Below are 19,661 nucleotides of genomic sequence, written 5' to 3' on the forward strand. Positions count from 1 at the left end.
CCTTTGATTTCTTCATTTAGCAATTGGTTACATTTGCAAATGAAAGCACGGCAAATTCGAGCCTTAAACTTCTATGGGAACGTTTCCGATATTTTTGATTCTCTGTAGTGGGCAAAAGTTCAAAGGGGCTTGAACTTCATAAATTTCAGAGGCAATAGTGAAAAGGAAAGCTGGTCTTTGCCGGTCGGTTTATTTGAAATGAGGCAAGTGACTATAAACCGTTTTATTCAAAAAAAAGTACTCTTCGCCACCGGAAGAGTCACGTGTAAATGTATCCAATACTCATAGTAGTTTATCACGGTCGTGCTTTATCCGCAATCATTCCGCATTATAAAGTAATAATCAGATTTCGCACTGGCCTTTTCTCATGAATTCATAAACGTGTGGAAACCATTCAAGATAATCATCACTGTAGCAAATATGGTGCTTCCCTTTTTCAGAAACGATCAATTGCTTTTGTACAGAGCCAAGGGAACGCAATAAATGCTCACCCGTCGAAAACGGGACAATTCCGTCTCTTTTCCCTTGCACAACACAAACGGGAGTAGTGATTTTACCGTAATACGGCTCCACCATTTTGACGACACGTAAAAATTCCTTCGTTGCATGCAATGGTGTATTCCGTAATTTATATTCATACAAATGGTAAAACGTGTTCGGTGGATAGTTTTTTGTCACCGACTCTGACAACATGACCGCCATATCTTCAAGTAGGATTCGCGGACTGATGTACTTGGCTGCAGCACTCAGCAGTACAAGCTTATCGATCGGGTAGCGAAGCGCTAAATACAGTGCAATGATACCGCCCATCGAAAAGCCGACAACAATGACTCGGTCAACCTCTTTCCTCAATCGATTCAGGCCAAGCTCAGCCTCCATCATCCACGCTTCCGCCGATGCTTTGCCCAAATCCATCGGGAAGTCATGCCCTGGCAACACCGGAATCTGAATGGTCCAGTCTGTCCTCTCCTTCAAATAGTCGATGAGAGGACGGACTTCAAAAGGACCTCCAGTGAACCCGTGGAGAAATAATACACCCGTTTTCACGCGTCTATTACGCCGTTCATGATTTTTTCAAGAGCCATTCCCCTTGACCCTTTCAATAAAATAATCGAGTCTTTGTCGGTGGATTTCACAAGTTCTTGAATAAGCGGGTCATAATTGTCTTCCGACCAAATAATCTTTGATTCGTTCCCGGTTTTCTTCAGCTCATCGTAAAGCCATTTCATTCGCGGTCCAAATAAAAGGATCCCCTTCAATGGTATTTTGGTGAGCTGATGGGCAATCGATTCATGGTAAGTCCGTTCATTATCGCCAAGTTCTAACATATCTCCTAAGACAGCCCATTTTTCAGGACGCAACTTTGTCTCTTGCAAGAAGGCAAGTGCCGCTTTCATGGACGTCGGTGCAGCATTGAAAGCATCATTGATGAAAAGGGCACCGCATTTTGAAATAACAGGTTGCATTCTCATATCTGTAAGGCTTGCTTTTTGAAGTGAAGTGCGAATCTGTTCTTGGCTAAGTCCCAATTCATTCGCAATCAGAATTGCCGCCAATGAATTTTTCACCTGATGTGCGCCGAAGACAGGGATAGTGAAACTGCCCTCGACTTCACCAGCAACCGTGAAATCGCTCCCCTCGTCACCGGACTCCATATCGATAATCGAAAGATCTAAAGCTCGTGTATAACCAAAAGTCACAGACTGTAGTGACGGGTGGGATTTAACAAGAGTCTGTAATAGCGGCTCATCTCCATCGAAGAATAGTTTGCCATCTTCCTGCAAGCCATCGATGATCTCGAATTTAGCCTTTGCGATTCCCTCACGTGAACCAAGATCTTGCATATGTGCTTCCCCAATATTTGAAATGACTGCATAATGCGGCTTCGCCAACTCCGATAAGAAGGAAATTTCACCGAAACCGCTCATACCCATTTCAAGAACAGCAATATCCGTATCCTCTTCCAAAGAAAGAATCGTCAAAGGCAGGCCTAACTGATTATTAAAATTACCTTCTGTTTTCTTTACCTTGAAATAAGGTGTAAGGACGCTTGTGATCAAATCCTTTGTAGACGTTTTGCCATTTGATCCTGTGACGCCTATAAATTTACATGTAAGTTCATTTCTGTACGCACGTGCAAGTTGCTGAAGTGCAATTTCAGAATCATCGACAAAGATCAAAGGCAAGTCTGTTGGCGCCCCCGGTTCATCCTTCAGCCATAAAGAAGCGGCCGCTCCTTTTTCAAATGCTTGTCGGACATATTGATGTCCATTCACCAGTTCACCACGGAACGGGATGAATAAGTCCCCTTTCTCCAACGTTCGCGTATCAATCGAAGCCCCTGTCACGATTGCCCCTTCCATATTCTGCCCTTCAGCTTTCAGCCATCCTGTAAGTTCAGTCAATTGTCTTTTCATGATCCATCACACTCAATCCATTGTATATTGTATCTGTTTCTTTTCCTCATGACGGTCCAATGCAAGTTCTATTAGTTGGTCAATCAATTCAGGATAGGAAATGCCCGTATTTTGCCAAAGTAGCGGGAACATACTTGTCGGTGTGAATCCTGGCATTGTATTTACTTCATTGATTAGCACTTCATCCTGATCTGTTACAAAAAAGTCAGCCCGAACAAGCCCTGAGCAATCGAGAACTTTGAATGCGCGTATCGCCATTTCCTTCAATGTCGTTTCGACAGCATTCGTGACCGGTGCAGGTATGAGTAATTCCGTATTGCCGTCCTGATATTTCGCTTCATAATCGTAGAATGCAGCGACAGGTTTAATCTCACCAAGGACAGAGCATTTAGGATCATCATTCCCTAAAACAGCTACTTCTACTTCTCGAGCTGAGACACCTTGCTCAACGATAATTTTACGGTCGAATTTCAAAGCGAACTCAACTGCCGCAATCAGGCTTTCGTGATCCACAGCTTTACTAATCCCTACACTTGAACCTAAATTTGCAGGCTTAACGAACATAGGAAAGGTCAATTCGCTCTCCATTTTTCGGATCCAGTGATCTTGATCCTTCCTCCACTCTGAACGGATGAAATAGACATAAGGAACTTGCTTCAATCCGACATGGGCGAAAAGCTGTTTCATGATAACCTTATCCATGCCGGCTGAAGACGCAAGTACTCCATTTCCTGCGTAAGGTATATTCATCACTTCAAACAGACCTTGTACCGTTCCGTCCTCCCCATTCGTACCATGCAATAGTGGAAGGATGATATCCGGCATGTCATTCCCATTCAGGAAGTCATCAATGCAATCCGGCTTTTCCACATCTTTTTTAAAACGCAGTTGTTCGATGGTTTCCGCTGGTGCAAGGAGTGGCTCCCCTTTCCTCCACTCACCTTCGTATGTTATATAGACTGGTATCACTTCATATTTTCCAAAGTCAATCGCATTTGTCACTGCTCTGGCAGTCGATAGGGATACTTCATGCTCCGCGGATTTCCCGCCGTACACAATACCCAGTTTCTTTTTCATATTTCTCCCTCGCTAACCGTTAGATTTCGTTATTATAGTTTACCATGAAAACTTTATTCCGATTAAGAAAATGCATAGTATAGAAGGACCTTTTTCTTTTAGGAACCTACTATTCTTAATGGCGTCCTTTGAAGGACATGATTAAGTCTGCTTTATACGTTATACTCTATATATATTTGTGTAGTGTAACAGAAAAGGTGATTTCTTTTGGATTTACAAAACAGACCGTCCGACCGTTTCGATTGGACGCTTGCTTTCATATTGGCCTTGCTTGCAATCGTCGGGTTTTTCGCCATTGCCTCTGCCCAAACCGCAGAACAGTACGGTCCTATCAACTTTGCATTTCTTCAATTCAGATGGTACATCGTCGGCATGGCCATCGTTGCCGTCACCATTTACTTGGAGCCCGAACAATATAAGAAACTCGCCTGGCCCCTTTACGGTATGGGAGTCCTCCTGTTGTTCTTCCTTATGGTTGCTCCTGGAGGTGTAGGCCAAATTGCGGAAATCAGGCTCGGTGCAAAAAGATGGCTAAACCTTCCGATGATCGGAAGGATTCAACCCTCTGAATTCATTAAGACATTTTTCATTTTAGGGATGGCACGCCTCGTTAGCAAGCATCAAGAGGTCCACTTGGTAAATACGATAAAAACTGATTTCATTCTATTAGGGAAAATTGCTATTACTTTAATCGTTCCGCTATTCTTCATCGTAAAGCAGCCTGACTTGGGTACATCATTGGTATTCATCGCAATTACGATGGCAGTCATTCTCGTTGCCGGAATTTCATGGAAGATCATCGTCCCCCTTTTCACAGGCGGCGCTGTTTTAGGTGGAAGTTTGCTTTGGATGGCAATTTATGCGCAGGACTTCATGGAGAAATTAGGCTTTGACCGTTATCAATTCCGCCGCGTCTATTCATGGCTCGACCCCTATTCCTATCCATCAGATGAGGGATATAATCTTATCCAGGCGATGTTGGCAGTGGGTTCAGGTGAATTGTCCGGTAAAGGTTTTCTTGGTCGTGAAGTATATATTCCCGAAAACCATACTGATTTCATCTTCAGCGTGATTGGAGAGGAATACGGATTTATCGGCGCAAGCATTGTCATTTCCCTTTATTTCATCCTTATCTACCATTTAACAAAAGTTGCACTTGAGTTGAAAGATCCTTTTAGTGTATATGTATGCACGGGAGTTATCGCGATGATCGCCTTTCATGTTTTTGAAAACATCGGGATGAATATCCAGCTTCTCCCGATAACAGGAATTCCATTGCCATTCATCAGTTACGGCGGCAGCTCGCTCTTTAGCAACATGCTCGCAATCGGCTTGATTTTCAGCATGAAATTCCACCACAAGACGTATATGTTTGATTCCGAAGATGAATGAAATAATAAATGCAAGATTTTACAATTAATAAATGCGTACAAACGAGCAATTTTCCGTTATACTTATACTCTGGTTTTCAAGCAAATAAACTTATATAAGGTGAACCTTGTGAAAATAGATAATAAACCCGTAGATCGTTTCGATTGGCCACTGGCATTCATTCTTCTTCTGTTTGGCACAATTAGCATCGTTGCCATCGCTTCTGCCCAAACAACAGGACAATACAATATAAACTTCATCCCATCCCAAATCCAATGGTACGTCGTAGGATCAATCATTATTGCGATGACAATGTATTTGGAACCGGAACAATACAAGAAAGCAGCCTGGATCATCTATGGCGGAGGAATACTCCTTCTTGTTACGCTCTACATTTTGCCTGATAGCATGGAACTTGTTGCCCGCCGGAATGGAGCGAAAAGCTGGTTCCACCTTCCAGGCCTTGGCAGCATCCAGCCGGCTGAATTCATGAAAACATTTTTCATCATTGGTTTAGCCCGCACGATTACTAAACACCATGAGCGCTACTTGGAAAAAACTTTACAATCGGATTTTCTATTGCTTGGTAAAATCGTAGCAGTTTTCATCATTCCATTCGCTTTCATCATGCTACAACCCGATTTAGGAACAGGACTCGTCTTCATCGCCATCACCGTTGCGTTAATCATCGTCGCGGGTATCACATGGAAAATAATACTTCCGATTTTCGCTGGAACCGCCACTCTTGGTCTTACTCTTCTCTGGATGGCACTTTACGCTCAGGAATTTTTGGCGAAGTTCGGTTTCAAACCTTACCACTTCGAACGGATTTACTCGTGGATTGACCCCTACTCGTACGCATCTAACGAAGGGCGTCATCTTATCACATCTCTTAATGCGATTGGCTCTGGAGAAGTTTTTGGTAAAGGATTTAAAGGGCGGGAAGTATATGTTGCTGAAAGTCATACCGATTTCATTTTCAGCGTAATCGGCGAGGATTGGGGATTTGTCGGCGCAAGCCTTGTCATCTGCCTTTACTTCTTCCTGATCTATCATATGACGAAAATTACACTTGAACTCAAAGATCCTTTCAGCACATATATCTGTGCAGGCATTATTGCAATGATCACATTCCATGTATTTGAGAATATCGGCATGACGACACAGCTCCTGCCGATTACGGGAATCCCGTTGCCATTCATCAGTTACGGGGGCAGTTCATTGATGGGCAACATGCTCGCAATTGGGCTTGTATTCAGCATGAAGTTCCATCATCGGACGTATATGTTCAGCTCAGACGACGATGAATGAACTAAACAGCTTCAAAAACGCATAAATTGCTGTATTCACGCATAACTTTATCTATAGAAGCATAAACCCCATTATTTACGCATAAGTCGGTACAAATGCTCATAAATCATTTTATTCACGCATAAATCAATTCAAAAACGCAATAAAAATCTCCCGCATAGCAATTATGCGGGAGATTTTTTTATGACTGTATTTGCGGGTCATTTACAGGTGGCGCGAGGGCTTTCAGCATTTCCAAACGGGATTTCGTAGCTGTTGCCGAAACACCCAACTTCGCCAAGTTGGAGATGATTTTTTTCAAATCAACCTTTTCATTCGCCATCTTTTCCACCTCGACCTTTCTATATAATGTTGACGTGTCGTAGCTTAAGTAAGTTTCATCGGCATGAAATTCATGCCAATTGTCATCTATACACATCATACCACTCCTGTCCACTTTTAAATCTTTCAATTCTGTTACAAATTGTTCGCTTTGTGTAAATACTTTATACATGTTTCGAAAATAAAGCTTGCATCCCGATAAACCAGCGAAAATTAAATAGTCAGGCTTTCTTATTGACATACCCTCCAAGGGTACCTTAAGATGAACAAGAAGGAGGCGGTTCGATGACTAAAGACTTGATGAATGACACGAAGGATGGACAAACGAAAATTTCCTGCAGGAGAAGCCATCATCCCGATGACGTGAAGACGAATCTCATACATCGATTAAATCGGATCGAAGGTCAAATCCGCGGCATTAAAGGAATGATTGAAGCGGATATTTACTGTGATGACGTCATTACACAATTATCGGCAACCCAATCTGCTCTGAATAGTGTTGCCAGGGTTTTGCTTGACGGTCATTTGAAAGGCTGTGTCAAAGATCGTCTCGCAGAAGGCGATGATGAGGTGCTTGATGAACTTATCGTCACGATTACAAAATTGATGCGAAAATAAGGAGGAAAAAATCATGGCAGATAAAGCAGTTTTAAATGTAAAAGGAATGTCTTGCGGACATTGTGTAAAGGCAGTAGAGGATAGCGTCGGCAAATTGACAGGAGTAAATGCAGTTAGCGTCAACCTATCAGAAGGTACAGTTGCTGTCGATTTCGAAGGCGGTCAAACAAGCGTGCAACAAATTACTGAAACAATTGAAGATCAAGGATATGACGTTGTCTGACTGCGGATTTCCGCAGTTTCTTTTGGATTTCTATATACCCCTATAGGGTAATAAACAATAGAGAAGGTGCATAGAATGAGTGAAGTGAAAAGAGATATTACCATTACAGGAATGACATGCGCCGCTTGTGCAAATCGGGTAGAGAAAGGGCTGCAACGCATGGACGGCATCGACTCAGCCACCGTCAACTTCGCCACTGAGAAGGCAGCCGTTTCATTCGATGATGAAAAGGTTGATATTCAAGCTATCCAGGAAAAAATAAAGGCTTTAGGATATGACACTGTCAAAGAAGAGGCCGACTTTCAAATTTCCGGAATGACATGTGCGGCATGTTCCGCGCGAATCGAAAAAGGGTTATCCCGCATGGAAGGCGTCCAGTTAGCGACTGTCAATTTGGCGCTTGAAACAGGAAAAGTTGAATACGACCCTTCCGTTATTAAAGCTTCCGATCTTATTGCCAAGATTAAAAACATGGGGTATGACGCCGAATTGAAGAGCGAAATACCTGAAGGAACAGAAGATCATCGTCAGAAAGAAATCCGACATAAAACAAGATTGTTTTATATTTCCGCGGCCCTTTCCCTTCCGCTTCTTTGGACGATGTTCTCTCACTTTTCATTCACATCTTGGATGCCTGTTCCAAATTGGCTAATGAATCCTTATGTGCAATGGCTACTTGCGACACCCGTACAGTTCGTCATCGGATGGATGTTTTATAAAGGGGCTTTCTTTGCTTTGCGCAATAAAAGCGCCAACATGGATGTGCTTGTTGCACTCGGTACATCCGCCGCCTATTTCTATTCGGTCTATTTAGTATTGATTGGTTCCAATCACGGACTTTATTTCGAAACAAGTGCTGTATTAATCACGCTTATTTTACTTGGGAAAGTATTCGAAGCTCGTGCAAAAGGACGTTCTTCGGATGCCATTAAGAAATTAATGGGCTTGCAGCCTACAATGGCGATTATTGAAAAAGACGGCGAGATTACTGAGATCCCAATTGATGACGTCCAAATCGGAGATGTCCTTGTCATTCGCCCTGGCTCATCCATTCCTGTTGATGCTGAAGTGATTGCTGGGGAATCTGCAGTGGATGAGTCAATGTTGACCGGCGAAAGTTTACCTGTCGATAAAAAGGTCGGCGATGCTGTATTCGCGGCCACTGTGAATTCAAATGGATCTTTACGAGTCCGTGCGAATAAAATCGGCAAGGACACCGTACTATCGAACATCATTCGAGTTGTTGAAGAGGCCCAAGGTTCGAAGGCCCCTATCCAAAGGCTTGCCGATCAGATATCAGGCGTGTTCGTACCTATCGTGGTTGGCATAGCTGTCGTTACGTTCTTAGTTTGGTATTTCGTCGCTTCACCAGGCAATTTTGCAGAGGCGCTAACTGCGATGATAGCAGTTCTCGTAATCGCCTGTCCTTGTGCACTTGGACTTGCGACTCCGACTTCTATTATGGCAGGTTCCGGCCGTGCGGCAGAGCAAGGGGTTTTATTCAAAACTGCTGAAGCGATGGAACAGACGAAAGCGGTTGACACGGTCGTGTTGGATAAAACCGGAACGATTACAAAAGGCATTCCGGAAGTGACAGATTTTCTTGTCGCTGAAAATGGGGATCGCAGACAGCTAATAGCCTATGCGGCGGCTGCGGAAAGTGATTCCGAGCATCCGGTTGCAAAGGCGATCACGTCTTTTGGATTAAATGAAGTTGAGAAATTGCCTGCGAATGAACAATTCGAAGCAATTATAGGACACGGTATCCGAAGTGTAATCGAAGGATCAACAGTATTCATGGGCACTCGGAAATTGCTTGCCGATGAAGGTATTGAATTGAATGTAGATACTTCAGATGTTGAAAAGCTTGAAAATGAAGGAAAGACAGTCATGTATATGGCAGTGGATGGCACGCATCTTGCGACGATTGCAGTAGCTGATACTTTGAAAGAGACTTCCAAACAAGCGATTCTTGAGCTTCAGGAAATGGGCCTCGACGTCATCATGCTGACGGGCGACCAGGAACGAACCGCAAAAGCAATTGCGGCGAACGCCGGCATTGATCATGTTATCGCGGGTGTACTACCAGAACGAAAGGCACAAGTCGTTGCTTCACTTCAAGCAGAAGGAAAACGAGTGGCAATGGTCGGCGACGGTATTAATGATGCACCTGCTTTGGCAGTGGCGGATATCGGGATGGCAATGGGCACAGGAACGGCAGTTGCGATGGAGGCAGCAGATGTCACGTTGATGCATGGTGATTTGTTACGGGTAGCTGATACAATCCGCATGAGCCGGTTGACTGTACGTAATATTAAGCAAAACCTGTTTTGGGCACTCGCCTATAACTCGGTCGGCATCCCGATTGCCGCAGTCGGTTTCCTCGCGCCATGGGTTGCTGGCGCGGCAATGGCTTTCAGTTCGGTGTCGGTTGTGTTGAATGCATTGCGTTTGCAAAGAGTGAAGTTGAGATAATTGATTCGCCCCTTCCGTGATGGCGGAGGGGGTTTTTGTGGTTACCACCGCCTCTCGGGGGTTTACCACCGACTCTCCACTCCCACCTCAAAAAAGGATGAGCTTTCCAATCCGCCATGTAAGATTATGAACAAATTTGGACAACCTTTGGACAACGCTTGTCATTTTCTGACACATATTTCTTTGTACGTATCAGAATAACAGAGTAAAATGGCAGTATTGATGGTTATAGAAAGTGGGTTGTCTATATATGAAAAAATCGATTCTTCTATTGATGTCTGTCCAATTTTTCGTTTATCTTGGATTTGGCATTATTATACCAATCTTGCCGGAAGTCATTGTGCAACAGAACCTCTCTGAAATCCATGTGGGCGGATTGCTAACTGTTTATTCGCTTGCCTCCTTCTTTACCGCACCGCTTTGGGGTGCATTATCCGATCGGACAGGTCGTAAGAAACTAATAATCGTAGGCCTTATCGGCTTCAGTCTCAGCTTCTTCTTGTTCGCTTTCTTCATTGAAAATCTTACGATGCTCTACCTTTCACGTGTAGTAGGGGGTATTTTCTCCGGGGCATTATATACTGCGGTCACAGGGTTTGTTGGGGATATGACAACTGAAGAAAATCGGAACAAGTATATGGGCTTGCTTGGCATGTCTATCGGTCTCGGGTTCATTTTCGGGCCTGCAATCGGTGGGGTGCTTGGTCACTACAGCCTCCAATTACCATTTATCGGATCAGGAATATTGACATTGCTATTGGTAATCTACGCGGGCGTAATCCTGAAAGAGCCTGAACGTCTTGGGGAGGCCAACAAGCGTTCATTGCTACCGAAGGGCGGAGCTATGCTTTGGCAATATCGGATTCGAAACTTGTTTCTACTCTCCTTTATGGTGACATTGATATTAGCTGGGATTGAGTCAACATTTCAATTATTCCAGATCTCAGCTATCAAGATTACCCCTAAACAAGTTGGGTACCTGTTCATGGCGAGCGGATTTGTCGATGCGGCCATTCAGGGCGGTGTTGTACGCCGCGTGAAGAACGGTTCAGAAACGAAATGGATAGTAGGTGCCCAGATTGTCACGGCTGTTGGACTGATTTTAATACCTTTCACAGGCAGCCTTTTCTGGGCAGGAGTCGCACTTGGCATATTTACAGCAGGAAACGCGCTTACACGGACAGTGCTCGTTTCATTGACATCGAAGGAATCGGGCGGAAAGTACGGGACTGCAGCTGGCATGACGTATTCCATGGACAATATGGGGCGCATCATCGGGCCACTGTTATTCACCTATCTCTTCACAAGGGCGACAGGCGAGATTTACTTTATCTCCGCAACGCTCGCCATCATTTCCATCGTCTTCATTTTCTTGTATCACAAGTCTTCGAAGACATTGCGTTCTGCTTAATTAACGTAAATAAAAGGCATAACATATCGTGAAATATGTTATGCCTTTTCATTTTCTATCGTAATTTAATCAACCGTAACCGCCAAGCCCTTAATTTTCAACGATGGTGAACCAATGTACCCATTGAAACTCATCGGCGAGAAGATCAGGTCACTGCCGATTTCCTCAATGTCCTGGAGCACTTCAAAGAAGTTCCCCGCTACAGTCATTTGTTTCGTTGGACCGGCAATCTTGCCGTCCTTTACGTAATAGCCGTCAGCCGCCAATGAAAAGTCGCCTGAAATCGGATCCGCTCCAGAGTGCAACCCAGCCAAACCGGTAATAATGATGCCTTCCTCAAGCCCCGCGTAAAGCTGCTCATACGGTTGACTCGCAGGTTCAATATAGAAATTGGACGGGCTCACTTCGACTGAACCCCGATATGAACCACGATGTGCATGCCCTGTTGTCTCCACGCCATCTTTTTTCGCTGTTTTCAAGTTGTGGAAGTAAGTTTGTAAGTTCCCTTCCTCTACAATGTTAAGCTTTCGCGTAGGAACCCCTTCCGAATCGAATGTCGCACTTTGAATCCCCTCTAGAAGAAACGGGTTATCCACCAAATTCACATGGTCTGCTGCAATCTTCTGATCCAGCTTTCCTTTAAGGCGGGATCGGTTATCCTGTACAGCCTGGGCAGAGAAAGAGGATGTGAATGTTGACAAAAGAGAAGCCGCTGCTTCATTTTTCAAGACAACAGGGTAATTTTTATTTGGATAATTCCTTCCTCCCAACATGCTTAAGCCTTGTTCTACGACCTCTTTTACAATCCCGTCTGCGTCAAGTTCATTAAAATCCTTAGTGATTCTAAAAACAAACCCGGATTTTAATTCATCGTTTTCCTCGACAAGGATCGATACGTAAAATAGCAGGAAGTTATTCGATTCCTTTAGCTCCAACCCTTTATCATGGAAAAGGCCCTTTTCCGATTTCTGGTTCTGCATTTGAGTTCCTGTGACCTTCTTCACTCTTGGATCGTATGAAAGAATTTTCTGTTCCACTTGCTTCAAGAACTCAATCATGTCTTCCGGCTTAACCGTATCCAATTCACTGCTATAGAATTGGACTTTTTCATACTCCGCTTTATCGGTAAATAACTCTTCCGGTTCACTCTCGATCAGTTCCGCATTTTCCACTGCATTTTCCAGCAAGAATGCAACAGATTCCTCATCGAATTTCTCTGTGTAGGCGTAACCTGTTTTCCCATTATACAATCCCCTCACCGATGCTCCTTGAACATCGGAAAAGTCGTATTTATCCACTTCACCTTCAAATAACCTAATCGTAAGACTCTCTTTTTTCTCATAATAGAGTTCAAGATCAGTAAATCCTATTTTCTCGCCTTCAGCAAACAGCCGCTCCTTCAATTGTTCAATGCTCATTTGTTATGCCTCCTTTCCGCCGACCGTAATTTCACTTACACGTACCATCGGTTGCCCTACATTCACTGGCAAGCTACCACTTGACGAGCCGCACATTCCAGCTCCGTGGCCTAAATTATTGCCGACGCGATCGATATCCAGTATCGTTTTCGCCCCGTTCCCAATCAGTGTCGCACCACGAATAGGCTTCTCAATTTTTCCATTCTTGACCAAGTACGCCTCATTAATGGCAAAGTTGAAATCTCCAGTTCCAGGATTTACCGAACCACCACCCATGTATTTCGCGTAAATGCCGTATTCCGTATCCGCGATGATTTCTTCTGGCGTAGATTTTCCTGGAGCGATGTACGTATTTGTCATCCGGGATGTCGGCGCAAATCTGTATGACTGCCTGCGGCTTGACCCTGTTGACTCCATTCCCATCCGTCTGCCGTTTAGTTTATCAATCATATAACCTTTCAGAATACCGTCTTCAATAAGCACATTTTTACGGGATTTCTCGCCTTCGTCATCAATATTGAGTGAGCCCCACTCGTTTTCAAGCGTCCCATCGTCAATGTATGTAACAAGATCTGACGCTACTTTTTCTCCTAATTTATTCGCGAATACTGAAGCATTTTTCGCAACTGAAGTCGCTTCAAGACTATGCCCGCAAGCTTCATGGAAAATGACTCCTCCAAATTCATTGTCGATAATGACAGGGAATTTCCCACTCGGCGCCGGATCAGCATGTAGCATCGTTTTGGCAATCCGGGCAGATTCCTTCGCATAATGATTTAAATCGAGGTTTTCGATAAACTCAAAGCCTTGATACGCGCCAGGACCATAAAAACCAGTCTGCATATCCGTTCCGTTTGAAGCGATGGATACCATAGACATCCGGCTTCTCACCCGCTTGTCCTCCACAAACTTCCCTTCGGAATTGGCAATTAGCACATTTTGCTCCTCATCAATCAAGTTAACGATAGCTTGCACGATTTCCGAATCATAGTTTCTGATAATATCATTCGCGTTACGCATCACAGCAAGCTTTCGGGATTTAGCTGCTTCAGTTGGCATGATTTTTATTGGATGGAGCATTGAAACCGATTCTTTGAGGAGCGGGATTATCGTCGTCTTCCCATCCTTCTTCCCTTGAATGGCTTGCGCAGCTGTATGAGCAGCTTTCAAAAGCCCCTCTCTTGTGAAGTCATTCGTGTAAGCATAGACGCTTTGTAACCCAAGAAACACACGTATTCCAACGCCAAAATCTCGTCCAGACAAATTCTTCTCTAAACGAGAATTTTGAAGGACCATATGATTCGTGTACCGATCTTCAACAAACACTTCCGAAAAATCGCCGCCCGTTTCAAGTGCAGCTTGCAACACATCTTCAATAAGCGCTTTGTTCAGCATAATTTTCCCCCTGTTCCTATTTTTCTAATAACGATACATATAGGTATACGTTTCATTATGAGAATAGTTTCATTTTTATATTTACAGAATCTACTCATTACGAATAGATCTCCATACTTTCCCTTAGACCTCAGTTCGCCAATATGCTGTTTCTCGATAAAAGCTCAAAAGCCTTCTTCACATCCAAATCTTCTCCAATATGCTTAGGTGTCCAAGGGATATGAATATGCGGCGTGACGCCGACACCTGTCATCCCTAACCCTTTGTCGATCCGGGAAAGACGAGATGACGGATACATCAACTCGATCCCTTCCTCCCACTTCATGCTCACCAAATTTGCGTAGTCATTCAACCCCATTGTCGCTCTGCCTATGACTGTCACTTTACTCGATTTCTTGACGCCTTCGACGAATGAATCACCCGAACTGCCGCAGAAGACATCTGCCAAGACAATGACTGAGGAAGGATTCTTGGATCCTTTTACGAATGTTTCACTTACCATGTCGCCAAAGTCGAATTCAACGAAGCCCTTTCCGCGGTTGCGTTCCCATTCACGTTTAAAGACTGACAAAAACCATTTTGACTGCTCATCATCTGTCGCTGCGAGCGCTTCCTCTAACTCAGGCAAAATACGATCTGCACTGGCTTTCGTACAATTGAATAACATTTTATCGCCCGAATTCGAAAACTCAACTCCCTCTTCAGGCATTAAGTATGGAATAAATGGATAAAAGCTCGAATCGCTCCCCCCATAATTCACACGCACATCGATAATCCACTGATCCGCTGTGTCAAGCATCTCTTTATTTTCTTCGACCATTTTCACGATGGCATCCGGATTTGCAAAGTCAGTCAACGTAATAAAAGCGACTCCTTCTCTTTCTTCCACCGAATAGGTCGGGACATAAGGCTTTTTATCAAATAAGCCGAATGTAAATGTCCGCGTTCCATTCTCGTCTTCTACTTCACCTTCCGAATAAAGCATTAGAATTGGTGCCCAACTTTCCCGCTCAGGATGGTTTTCATTCAACCGCGCATGATGCAACTCCTTCAATTCACTTATGCTTTTACCCCCCAACGAAACGAAACTCATTCCTAATTGAAGACGCTCTTCCGAATCCACTTCCGTGACGTACAGTCGCTCTTCATAGCGGCGCACTTTGAAGCCGCGATTTTTCGGCGTTTCATTTTCCGCATTTTCCATAACGAAATGAATATGTTGATCGTTGAAATCCAACAAGTATTCTTCAACGATTTCCTTGAATTCCATCTTCGACAGCCAATCATTTCCTTTAATCAATTCAAGGAAATGATCCGGTCTGTCACAACCTCGCTTATCATTGCAGCCCGCGTAATCGTTATGCATGATCTGAATAATTTCTTTAAAAATCTTCTCCAATTTCACACCCCTTTTTTATAGTTCTGATACAGCCTTTGCTTTCACAGCTTTCCGTTCTCCAAGCTCCGGATGCGCCTTTCGAACAACTGACGGCCTCGCTAACACAAGGACTACCCCGATTAGTAACAGACTGGAAACAATAAGAATCCACTGTGCTGGTAACACATCATATAGGAAGCCGTATAAAACCATTCCTAATGGCATGAGTGCCATCGCCATCGTTTCGAGAATGGAAAAGACACGTCCTTTGTAATCGTCATCGATCATCTTTTGCATCATAACCATGAATGGTGTATTGACAATGATTTGAGTCAATCCGAAGCCGAACAATAGCATTGCATAATATGCGAACATCAATGAGTATGGCATGGAAATGATAAGCGGTAATGCTACCCCACTCATAAGTAAAGCCATACCAATGATTCCTCGCTTCCCAACTAATAGGGGAAACTTCACTTCTTTCCGCATTGATAAGTAAAGCGACATGAGCAACATCCCTACAGCTAATGCACCATCAATTAGACCAAAATGCTCCGGCTCCATTTTCAGCTTTTCAATGAGGATGAAGGAGTGGCCGACCATGAACGCACCGAATAGGAAATTGATAAATAATGAAATCCAAATGATCGCCATGATAACCGGTTGTAGCTTCAAATAGGAAAGTCCTGCTCTCATACTTTGCAACATCGATTCTTTTGGCGCCCCTTCTACAACTTCTTTCCTTTTCGCGAAAAGCTTGAAATTCATCGTCGATTCAAGAAGCACTGCAACCATTGAAGCTGTCATGTACATAATGAGGAACACATGCATCGGTACTGTGCCATAGAGCACACCAGCAATTGCTGGACTGCCGATTGCCGCAAAAGAAATTGACATTTGATTCAATGACATCGCCTTTTGAATACGGGATTCATCGACCAGTCCTGTTATCGATGAACTGAATGTCACTCCAGAAAAAGTGGAAGTTACGGCTAAAACAGCTGTAGTAGCATAAATTGCAATAAGTGAAATTCCTGAAGTTAGACTGATCGTAAGAAGGCCACCTATAGCCAATGTTGAAGCAATCTGCGCTGTAATGATAATTGTCTTTCTCGAATATCGATCCGCAACATAACCGGCAAATGGTGCCATAAGTGTTCGAGGCAAAATGCTGCAAATCAAGTTTGTTGCAAAGCTTGTCGCAGACCCTGTCAATTGTAAAATATAAAAACTGACAGCAAATGCATATACTTGTGCGCCAAATGATGAAATAAGTTTGCTGATCGTAAACGTCCAAAGATGATACGTCGCTCTCTTTAATTTTATCACTTCACTCAAAATAGTCACTCCATTCAATAAGTTTAATCTGGTTAAACAAATAATACCATGGCCCCTCTTCCATTTCAAGCAAAAGTTTAATATAATTAAACAAGGTTCATAGAATTATTGTATGACAGTTTTTTTGCGAAGTTCTCGTTTACCACCAAAAAATCGGAGGTGTTCCCCATGCAAACATTAGGCGAACGGATCAGGGTGCTACGTAAACAGCGAAAACTTACATTGGAAGCATTGGCGGGAGAGCAGCTTACAAAAGGGATGCTCAGTTTAATCGAAAACAATAAAGCGAATCCATCGATGGAGAGCCTTTCATATATAGCCGAGCGTCTTGGCGTTGAAGTGTCCAAACTATTGGAGGAAGTGAATCCTCAGGAATTGCGGGATTTGTTGAAAACTGTAGAGAAACTTTTCACTGTTGAAGTTGACGAATTGACGGATGAATATAAGCAGATTCTTGCATTAGTGGAGCCTTATGTGGAGAAATTGTCGCAGGGATATGAGGCGGCCAGGCTTTTGGAGATTTATAGTCGCGCCCTTTATTATGAGAAGAAGGACGGCTGGCAGGAACTTTTAAATAAGGCTGGGGCTATATATGACCAAATGAATATTATTCGTCGTCTTGCAGCGGTCGGTATGTTCCGATCGATGGTAAAATTCACGGAGCATGATTACGAAAGCGCGCTTGAAATCTTATTGAAGGAGAGATCCGAAATAGAAGAGCGAAGCGTGTTCATCGACTCCCTCACCCGACTTGACTTCGACTATTTGGAGGCGGTGCTCCACTATGCAGTAGGCGATGCTGATGAGGCGATCCGCGTTATGAATGCAGGGATTGAATTTTCGAAGGAGAATCAGGTTTTCTATCGCATCGATCATTTGTACAGGTTGGCGACATTCCATGCGATGATGAACGAGGATATTGAGTCGATGGAGTATTACGAGCGCAAACTTTTGTTATATGGAGAGTTTGCTGATGATAAAGAAGCGATGTTTTTTACGAGATTCGCGAAAGTTCATTATTTGACCTCCTATAAAAAAGAGTATGAGGCAGCAATGGAGCTGATCGATGCCCATTATGATGAACATAATCTTACAAATTGGCATACTCCATATTCATACATGGAAAGAGGCAAGGCGCTATATGGCCTTGGCAAATTTAAAGAAGCGCTATCCTGTTTCGGGAAAATAATAATAGCAGATTACATCCACCATCCATTCGATTTATCCATCTTCTATGAAAAAGATGCATATGCTGCGCTTTGTCATATAGAGTTAGGGAATAAAGCGGAAGCACACCGTTCCATTGAGATAGCTGTGAACAATGTATCCAACATGCCAAGAACACCTTATAAAGACTTTATCATGCAAACCTTTGAATCCATCGAGAAATAAATAAAACGCCGCAAAAGCGTAAAAGCTTTTGCGGCGTTTTTTATTATGCTTCAATTGATTGATTTTCAATCGAACCGTTATAAATATCCTTATCCAATTCCCCACCGGCTCTTGCAGTTGCAACTCCAGCGGTCATTGAACCACTGACGTTCAACGCAGTACGACCCATATCGATAAGCGGTTCAACCGAAATCAATAGACCCGCTAACGCAACTGGAAGATTCAATGCAGATAGTACAAGGATTGCAGAGAATGTTGCCCCACCGCCGACTCCTGCTACCCCGAATGAACTGATGGCAACTACGACAATCAATGTGAGAAGGAAAGTCGGTTCCAGCGGATTTTGTCCGACTGTCGGTGCAATCATGATTGCAAGCATAGCCGGGTAAACCCCTGCGCAACCGTTCTGTCCGATTGATAAACCGAATGAGCCCGCAAAGTTCGCAACGCCATCCGGAACACCAAGACGATCGGTTTGCGTTTTGATGTTAAGTGGTAATGTACCTGCACTGGATCTTGACGAGAAAGCGAATAGTAATGCTTCCGCTGTTTTTTTCACATACGTAATTGGGTTAAGTCCGGAAATCGAGATAATTACCAAGTGAATGATGAACATGATAATCAATGCGACATATGAAGCAAGAACGAATTTACCAAGACTGTAGATGGCCGCGAAATCCGATGTGGCGACAGTTCTTGCAATGATCGCCAAAATACCATAAGGCGTCAAACGCAAAACGATTCGTACAACACCCATAATTAAGGAATAAAGGGCATCTATTCCCTTCTTCACTAAGTTCGCGTTCTCTTCATCACGTCTTACAAGTGCCAAATAGGCAAATCCAAGAAACGCTGCGAAGATGACGACACCGATTGTCGAAGTAGGACGCGCACCTGTAAAGTCAAGGAATGGATTTGCTGGCAAAAGATCAAGAATTTGATTCGGCAATGCCTTATCCGCCATACCAGCAGAACGCTCTTCTATGGAGAGGCCTCTTGCAGTTTCCGCCTCACCTTGAACAATTTCAGATGCGTCCAAGCCAAATAGTAATGAAGCTGAGATTCCAACGATGGCTGCGATTGCAGTCGTCCCTACAAGAATCCCTAAAATCATTCCCGCCATCTTCCCGAAGTTCTTGCCTATTGTCACTTTCGTGAAGGCGCCAAGTATCGAAATGAAAACAAGTGGCACAACGATCATTTGTAGAAGCTTCACATAGCCGGTGCCTACAATATTAAACCAACTAACCGATTCAGCAAGAATCTCCGAATCTGCCCCATACGCGATATGCAATATGAATCCGAAAAGGATTCCGAGTCCGAGGCCCGTAAATACTCTTTTAGAAAACGAAACCTTTTTGCGGTGCATAGTATAGAGAATCCCAACTAAAAGCAAAAAGCTAACGATATTGATTAACAATAAGAATGTATCCAATTCTTTCTTTCCCCCTTGTAAAGGTTTAACACTATAATATGACTATAATCCCCTAATTCTTATCTGTCAAGTAGGTTTTAT

Annotated in this window: 16 protein-coding genes; 7 read left to right on the top strand and 9 right to left on the bottom strand. The window is 43.5% G+C overall.

The window, feature by feature from the left end; translation table 11 throughout:
• Window positions 1-342: 342 nt before the first annotated feature.
• From P5G49_RS02460 to P5G49_RS02470, 3 genes are read right to left on the bottom strand one after another with little or no spacing between them, the layout of a single operon-like run.
• Window positions 343-1,047 carry an alpha/beta hydrolase gene (locus tag P5G49_RS02460; RefSeq protein WP_301241894.1) on the bottom strand — a complete coding sequence of 235 codons (705 nt, stop codon included), beginning with the start codon at window positions 1,045-1,047 and terminating at the stop codon, window positions 343-345.
• Window positions 1,044-2,417, bottom strand: a complete 1,374-nt coding sequence (locus tag P5G49_RS02465) for a UDP-N-acetylmuramoyl-tripeptide--D-alanyl-D-alanine ligase (RefSeq protein ID WP_301241895.1) — start codon at window positions 2,415-2,417, stop codon at window positions 1,044-1,046. The genes P5G49_RS02460 and P5G49_RS02465 overlap by 4 nt, the downstream gene beginning before the upstream one ends.
• A 12-nt stretch (window positions 2,418-2,429) precedes the next feature.
• Window positions 2,430-3,494 (bottom strand): D-alanine--D-alanine ligase, encoded by a 1,065-nt coding sequence (locus P5G49_RS02470; RefSeq protein WP_301241896.1) that lies wholly within the window; start codon window positions 3,492-3,494, stop codon window positions 2,430-2,432.
• Window positions 3,495-3,701: 207 nt separating this feature from the next.
• Between P5G49_RS02470 and P5G49_RS02475 the strand changes: the two genes are divergently transcribed.
• Both P5G49_RS02475 and P5G49_RS02480 read left to right on the top strand, forming a co-directional pair.
• Window positions 3,702-4,886 carry an FtsW/RodA/SpoVE family cell cycle protein gene (locus P5G49_RS02475; RefSeq protein ID WP_301241897.1) on the top strand — a complete coding sequence of 395 codons (1,185 nt, stop codon included), beginning with the start codon at window positions 3,702-3,704 and terminating at the stop codon, window positions 4,884-4,886.
• Window positions 4,887-4,994: 108 nt separating this feature from the next.
• Window positions 4,995-6,176, top strand: a complete 1,182-nt coding sequence (locus P5G49_RS02480) for an FtsW/RodA/SpoVE family cell cycle protein (protein ID WP_435877171.1) — start codon at window positions 4,995-4,997, stop codon at window positions 6,174-6,176.
• Window positions 6,177-6,357: 181 nt separating this feature from the next.
• Here P5G49_RS02480 and P5G49_RS02485 read toward each other — a convergent pair whose 3' ends face one another.
• Window positions 6,358-6,498 (bottom strand): Lmo0850 family protein, encoded by a 141-nt coding sequence (locus tag P5G49_RS02485; protein WP_301242269.1) that lies wholly within the window; start codon window positions 6,496-6,498, stop codon window positions 6,358-6,360.
• Window positions 6,499-6,782: 284 nt separating this feature from the next.
• On the opposite strand from P5G49_RS02485, the gene P5G49_RS02490 reads away from it, so the two are divergent.
• From P5G49_RS02490 to P5G49_RS02505, 4 genes are all read left to right on the top strand, one after another.
• Window positions 6,783-7,115 carry a metal-sensitive transcriptional regulator gene (locus P5G49_RS02490; RefSeq protein WP_301241898.1) on the top strand — a complete coding sequence of 111 codons (333 nt, stop codon included), beginning with the start codon at window positions 6,783-6,785 and terminating at the stop codon, window positions 7,113-7,115.
• Between the two features lie 13 nt (window positions 7,116-7,128).
• On the top strand, window positions 7,129-7,338 hold the full coding sequence (gene copZ / locus P5G49_RS02495) for a copper chaperone CopZ (RefSeq protein WP_301241899.1): 210 nt from the start codon (window positions 7,129-7,131) through the stop codon (window positions 7,336-7,338).
• Between the two features lie 75 nt (window positions 7,339-7,413).
• Complete coding sequence (locus P5G49_RS02500) at window positions 7,414-9,813, top strand: heavy metal translocating P-type ATPase (RefSeq protein WP_301241900.1); 2,400 nt, start codon at window positions 7,414-7,416, stop codon at window positions 9,811-9,813.
• Window positions 9,814-10,063: 250 nt separating this feature from the next.
• Window positions 10,064-11,224 (top strand): MFS transporter, encoded by a 1,161-nt coding sequence (locus tag P5G49_RS02505; RefSeq protein ID WP_301241901.1) that lies wholly within the window; start codon window positions 10,064-10,066, stop codon window positions 11,222-11,224.
• A gap of 65 nt (window positions 11,225-11,289) precedes the next feature.
• On the opposite strand, the gene P5G49_RS02510 is transcribed toward P5G49_RS02505, so the two are convergent.
• From P5G49_RS02510 to P5G49_RS02525, 4 genes are all read right to left on the bottom strand, one after another.
• Entirely contained in the window at window positions 11,290-12,642 is a 1,353-nt protein-coding gene (locus P5G49_RS02510) for a TldD/PmbA family protein (protein ID WP_301241902.1), read from the bottom strand.
• 3 nt (window positions 12,643-12,645) lie between these two features.
• Window positions 12,646-14,037, bottom strand: a complete 1,392-nt coding sequence (locus tag P5G49_RS02515; protein ID WP_301241903.1) for a TldD/PmbA family protein — start codon at window positions 14,035-14,037, stop codon at window positions 12,646-12,648.
• Window positions 14,038-14,167: 130 nt separating this feature from the next.
• Window positions 14,168-15,436: a S41 family peptidase gene (locus P5G49_RS02520; protein WP_301241904.1), complete on the bottom strand. Its 1,269-nt coding sequence runs from the start codon at window positions 15,434-15,436 to the stop codon at window positions 14,168-14,170.
• A 15-nt stretch (window positions 15,437-15,451) separates the two neighbouring features.
• Entirely contained in the window at window positions 15,452-16,753 is a 1,302-nt protein-coding gene (locus P5G49_RS02525) for an MFS transporter (protein WP_301241905.1), read from the bottom strand.
• 168 nt (window positions 16,754-16,921) lie between these two features.
• Here P5G49_RS02525 and P5G49_RS02530 point away from each other — a divergent pair, with 168 nt between their 5' ends.
• The gene (locus tag P5G49_RS02530) at window positions 16,922-18,145 is read left to right on the top strand and encodes a helix-turn-helix transcriptional regulator (protein ID WP_301241906.1); all 1,224 of its coding nucleotides are present in this window, start codon (window positions 16,922-16,924) and stop codon (window positions 18,143-18,145) included.
• A 43-nt stretch (window positions 18,146-18,188) separates the two neighbouring features.
• Here P5G49_RS02530 and P5G49_RS02535 read toward each other — a convergent pair whose 3' ends face one another.
• On the bottom strand, window positions 18,189-19,514 hold the full coding sequence (locus tag P5G49_RS02535) for an L-cystine transporter (protein WP_301242270.1): 1,326 nt from the start codon (window positions 19,512-19,514) through the stop codon (window positions 18,189-18,191).
• Between the last annotated feature and the right edge of the window lie 147 nt (window positions 19,515-19,661).

The sequence above is a fragment of the Sporosarcina highlanderae genome (genome assembly GCF_030433715.1).
Classification (GTDB): domain Bacteria; phylum Bacillota; class Bacilli; order Bacillales_A; family Planococcaceae; genus Sporosarcina; species Sporosarcina highlanderae.

Bases quoted from the DNA above. Each gene is read 5' to 3' on its own strand.
- P5G49_RS02505 (WP_301241901.1), top strand. From the start codon at position 10,064: ATGAAAAAATCGATTCTTCTATTGATGTCTGTCCAATTTTTCGTTTAT.
- P5G49_RS02465 (WP_301241895.1), bottom strand. From the start codon at position 2,417: ATGAAAAGACAATTGACTGAACTTACAGGATGGCTGAAAGCTGAAGGG.
- P5G49_RS02530 (WP_301241906.1), top strand. From the start codon at position 16,922: ATGCAAACATTAGGCGAACGGATCAGGGTGCTACGTAAACAGCGAAAA.
- P5G49_RS02490 (WP_301241898.1), top strand. From the start codon at position 6,783: ATGACTAAAGACTTGATGAATGACACGAAGGATGGACAAACGAAAATT.
- P5G49_RS02470 (WP_301241896.1), bottom strand. From the start codon at position 3,494: ATGAAAAAGAAACTGGGTATTGTGTACGGCGGGAAATCCGCGGAGCAT.
- P5G49_RS02510 (WP_301241902.1), bottom strand. From the start codon at position 12,642: ATGAGCATTGAACAATTGAAGGAGCGGCTGTTTGCTGAAGGCGAGAAA.
- copZ (WP_301241899.1), top strand. From the start codon at position 7,129: ATGGCAGATAAAGCAGTTTTAAATGTAAAAGGAATGTCTTGCGGACAT.
- P5G49_RS02535 (WP_301242270.1), bottom strand. From the start codon at position 19,514: ATGCACCGCAAAAAGGTTTCGTTTTCTAAAAGAGTATTTACGGGCCTC.
- P5G49_RS02500 (WP_301241900.1), top strand. From the start codon at position 7,414: ATGAGTGAAGTGAAAAGAGATATTACCATTACAGGAATGACATGCGCC.
- P5G49_RS02515 (WP_301241903.1), bottom strand. From the start codon at position 14,037: ATGCTGAACAAAGCGCTTATTGAAGATGTGTTGCAAGCTGCACTTGAA.
- P5G49_RS02485 (WP_301242269.1), bottom strand. From the start codon at position 6,498: ATGGCGAATGAAAAGGTTGATTTGAAAAAAATCATCTCCAACTTGGCG.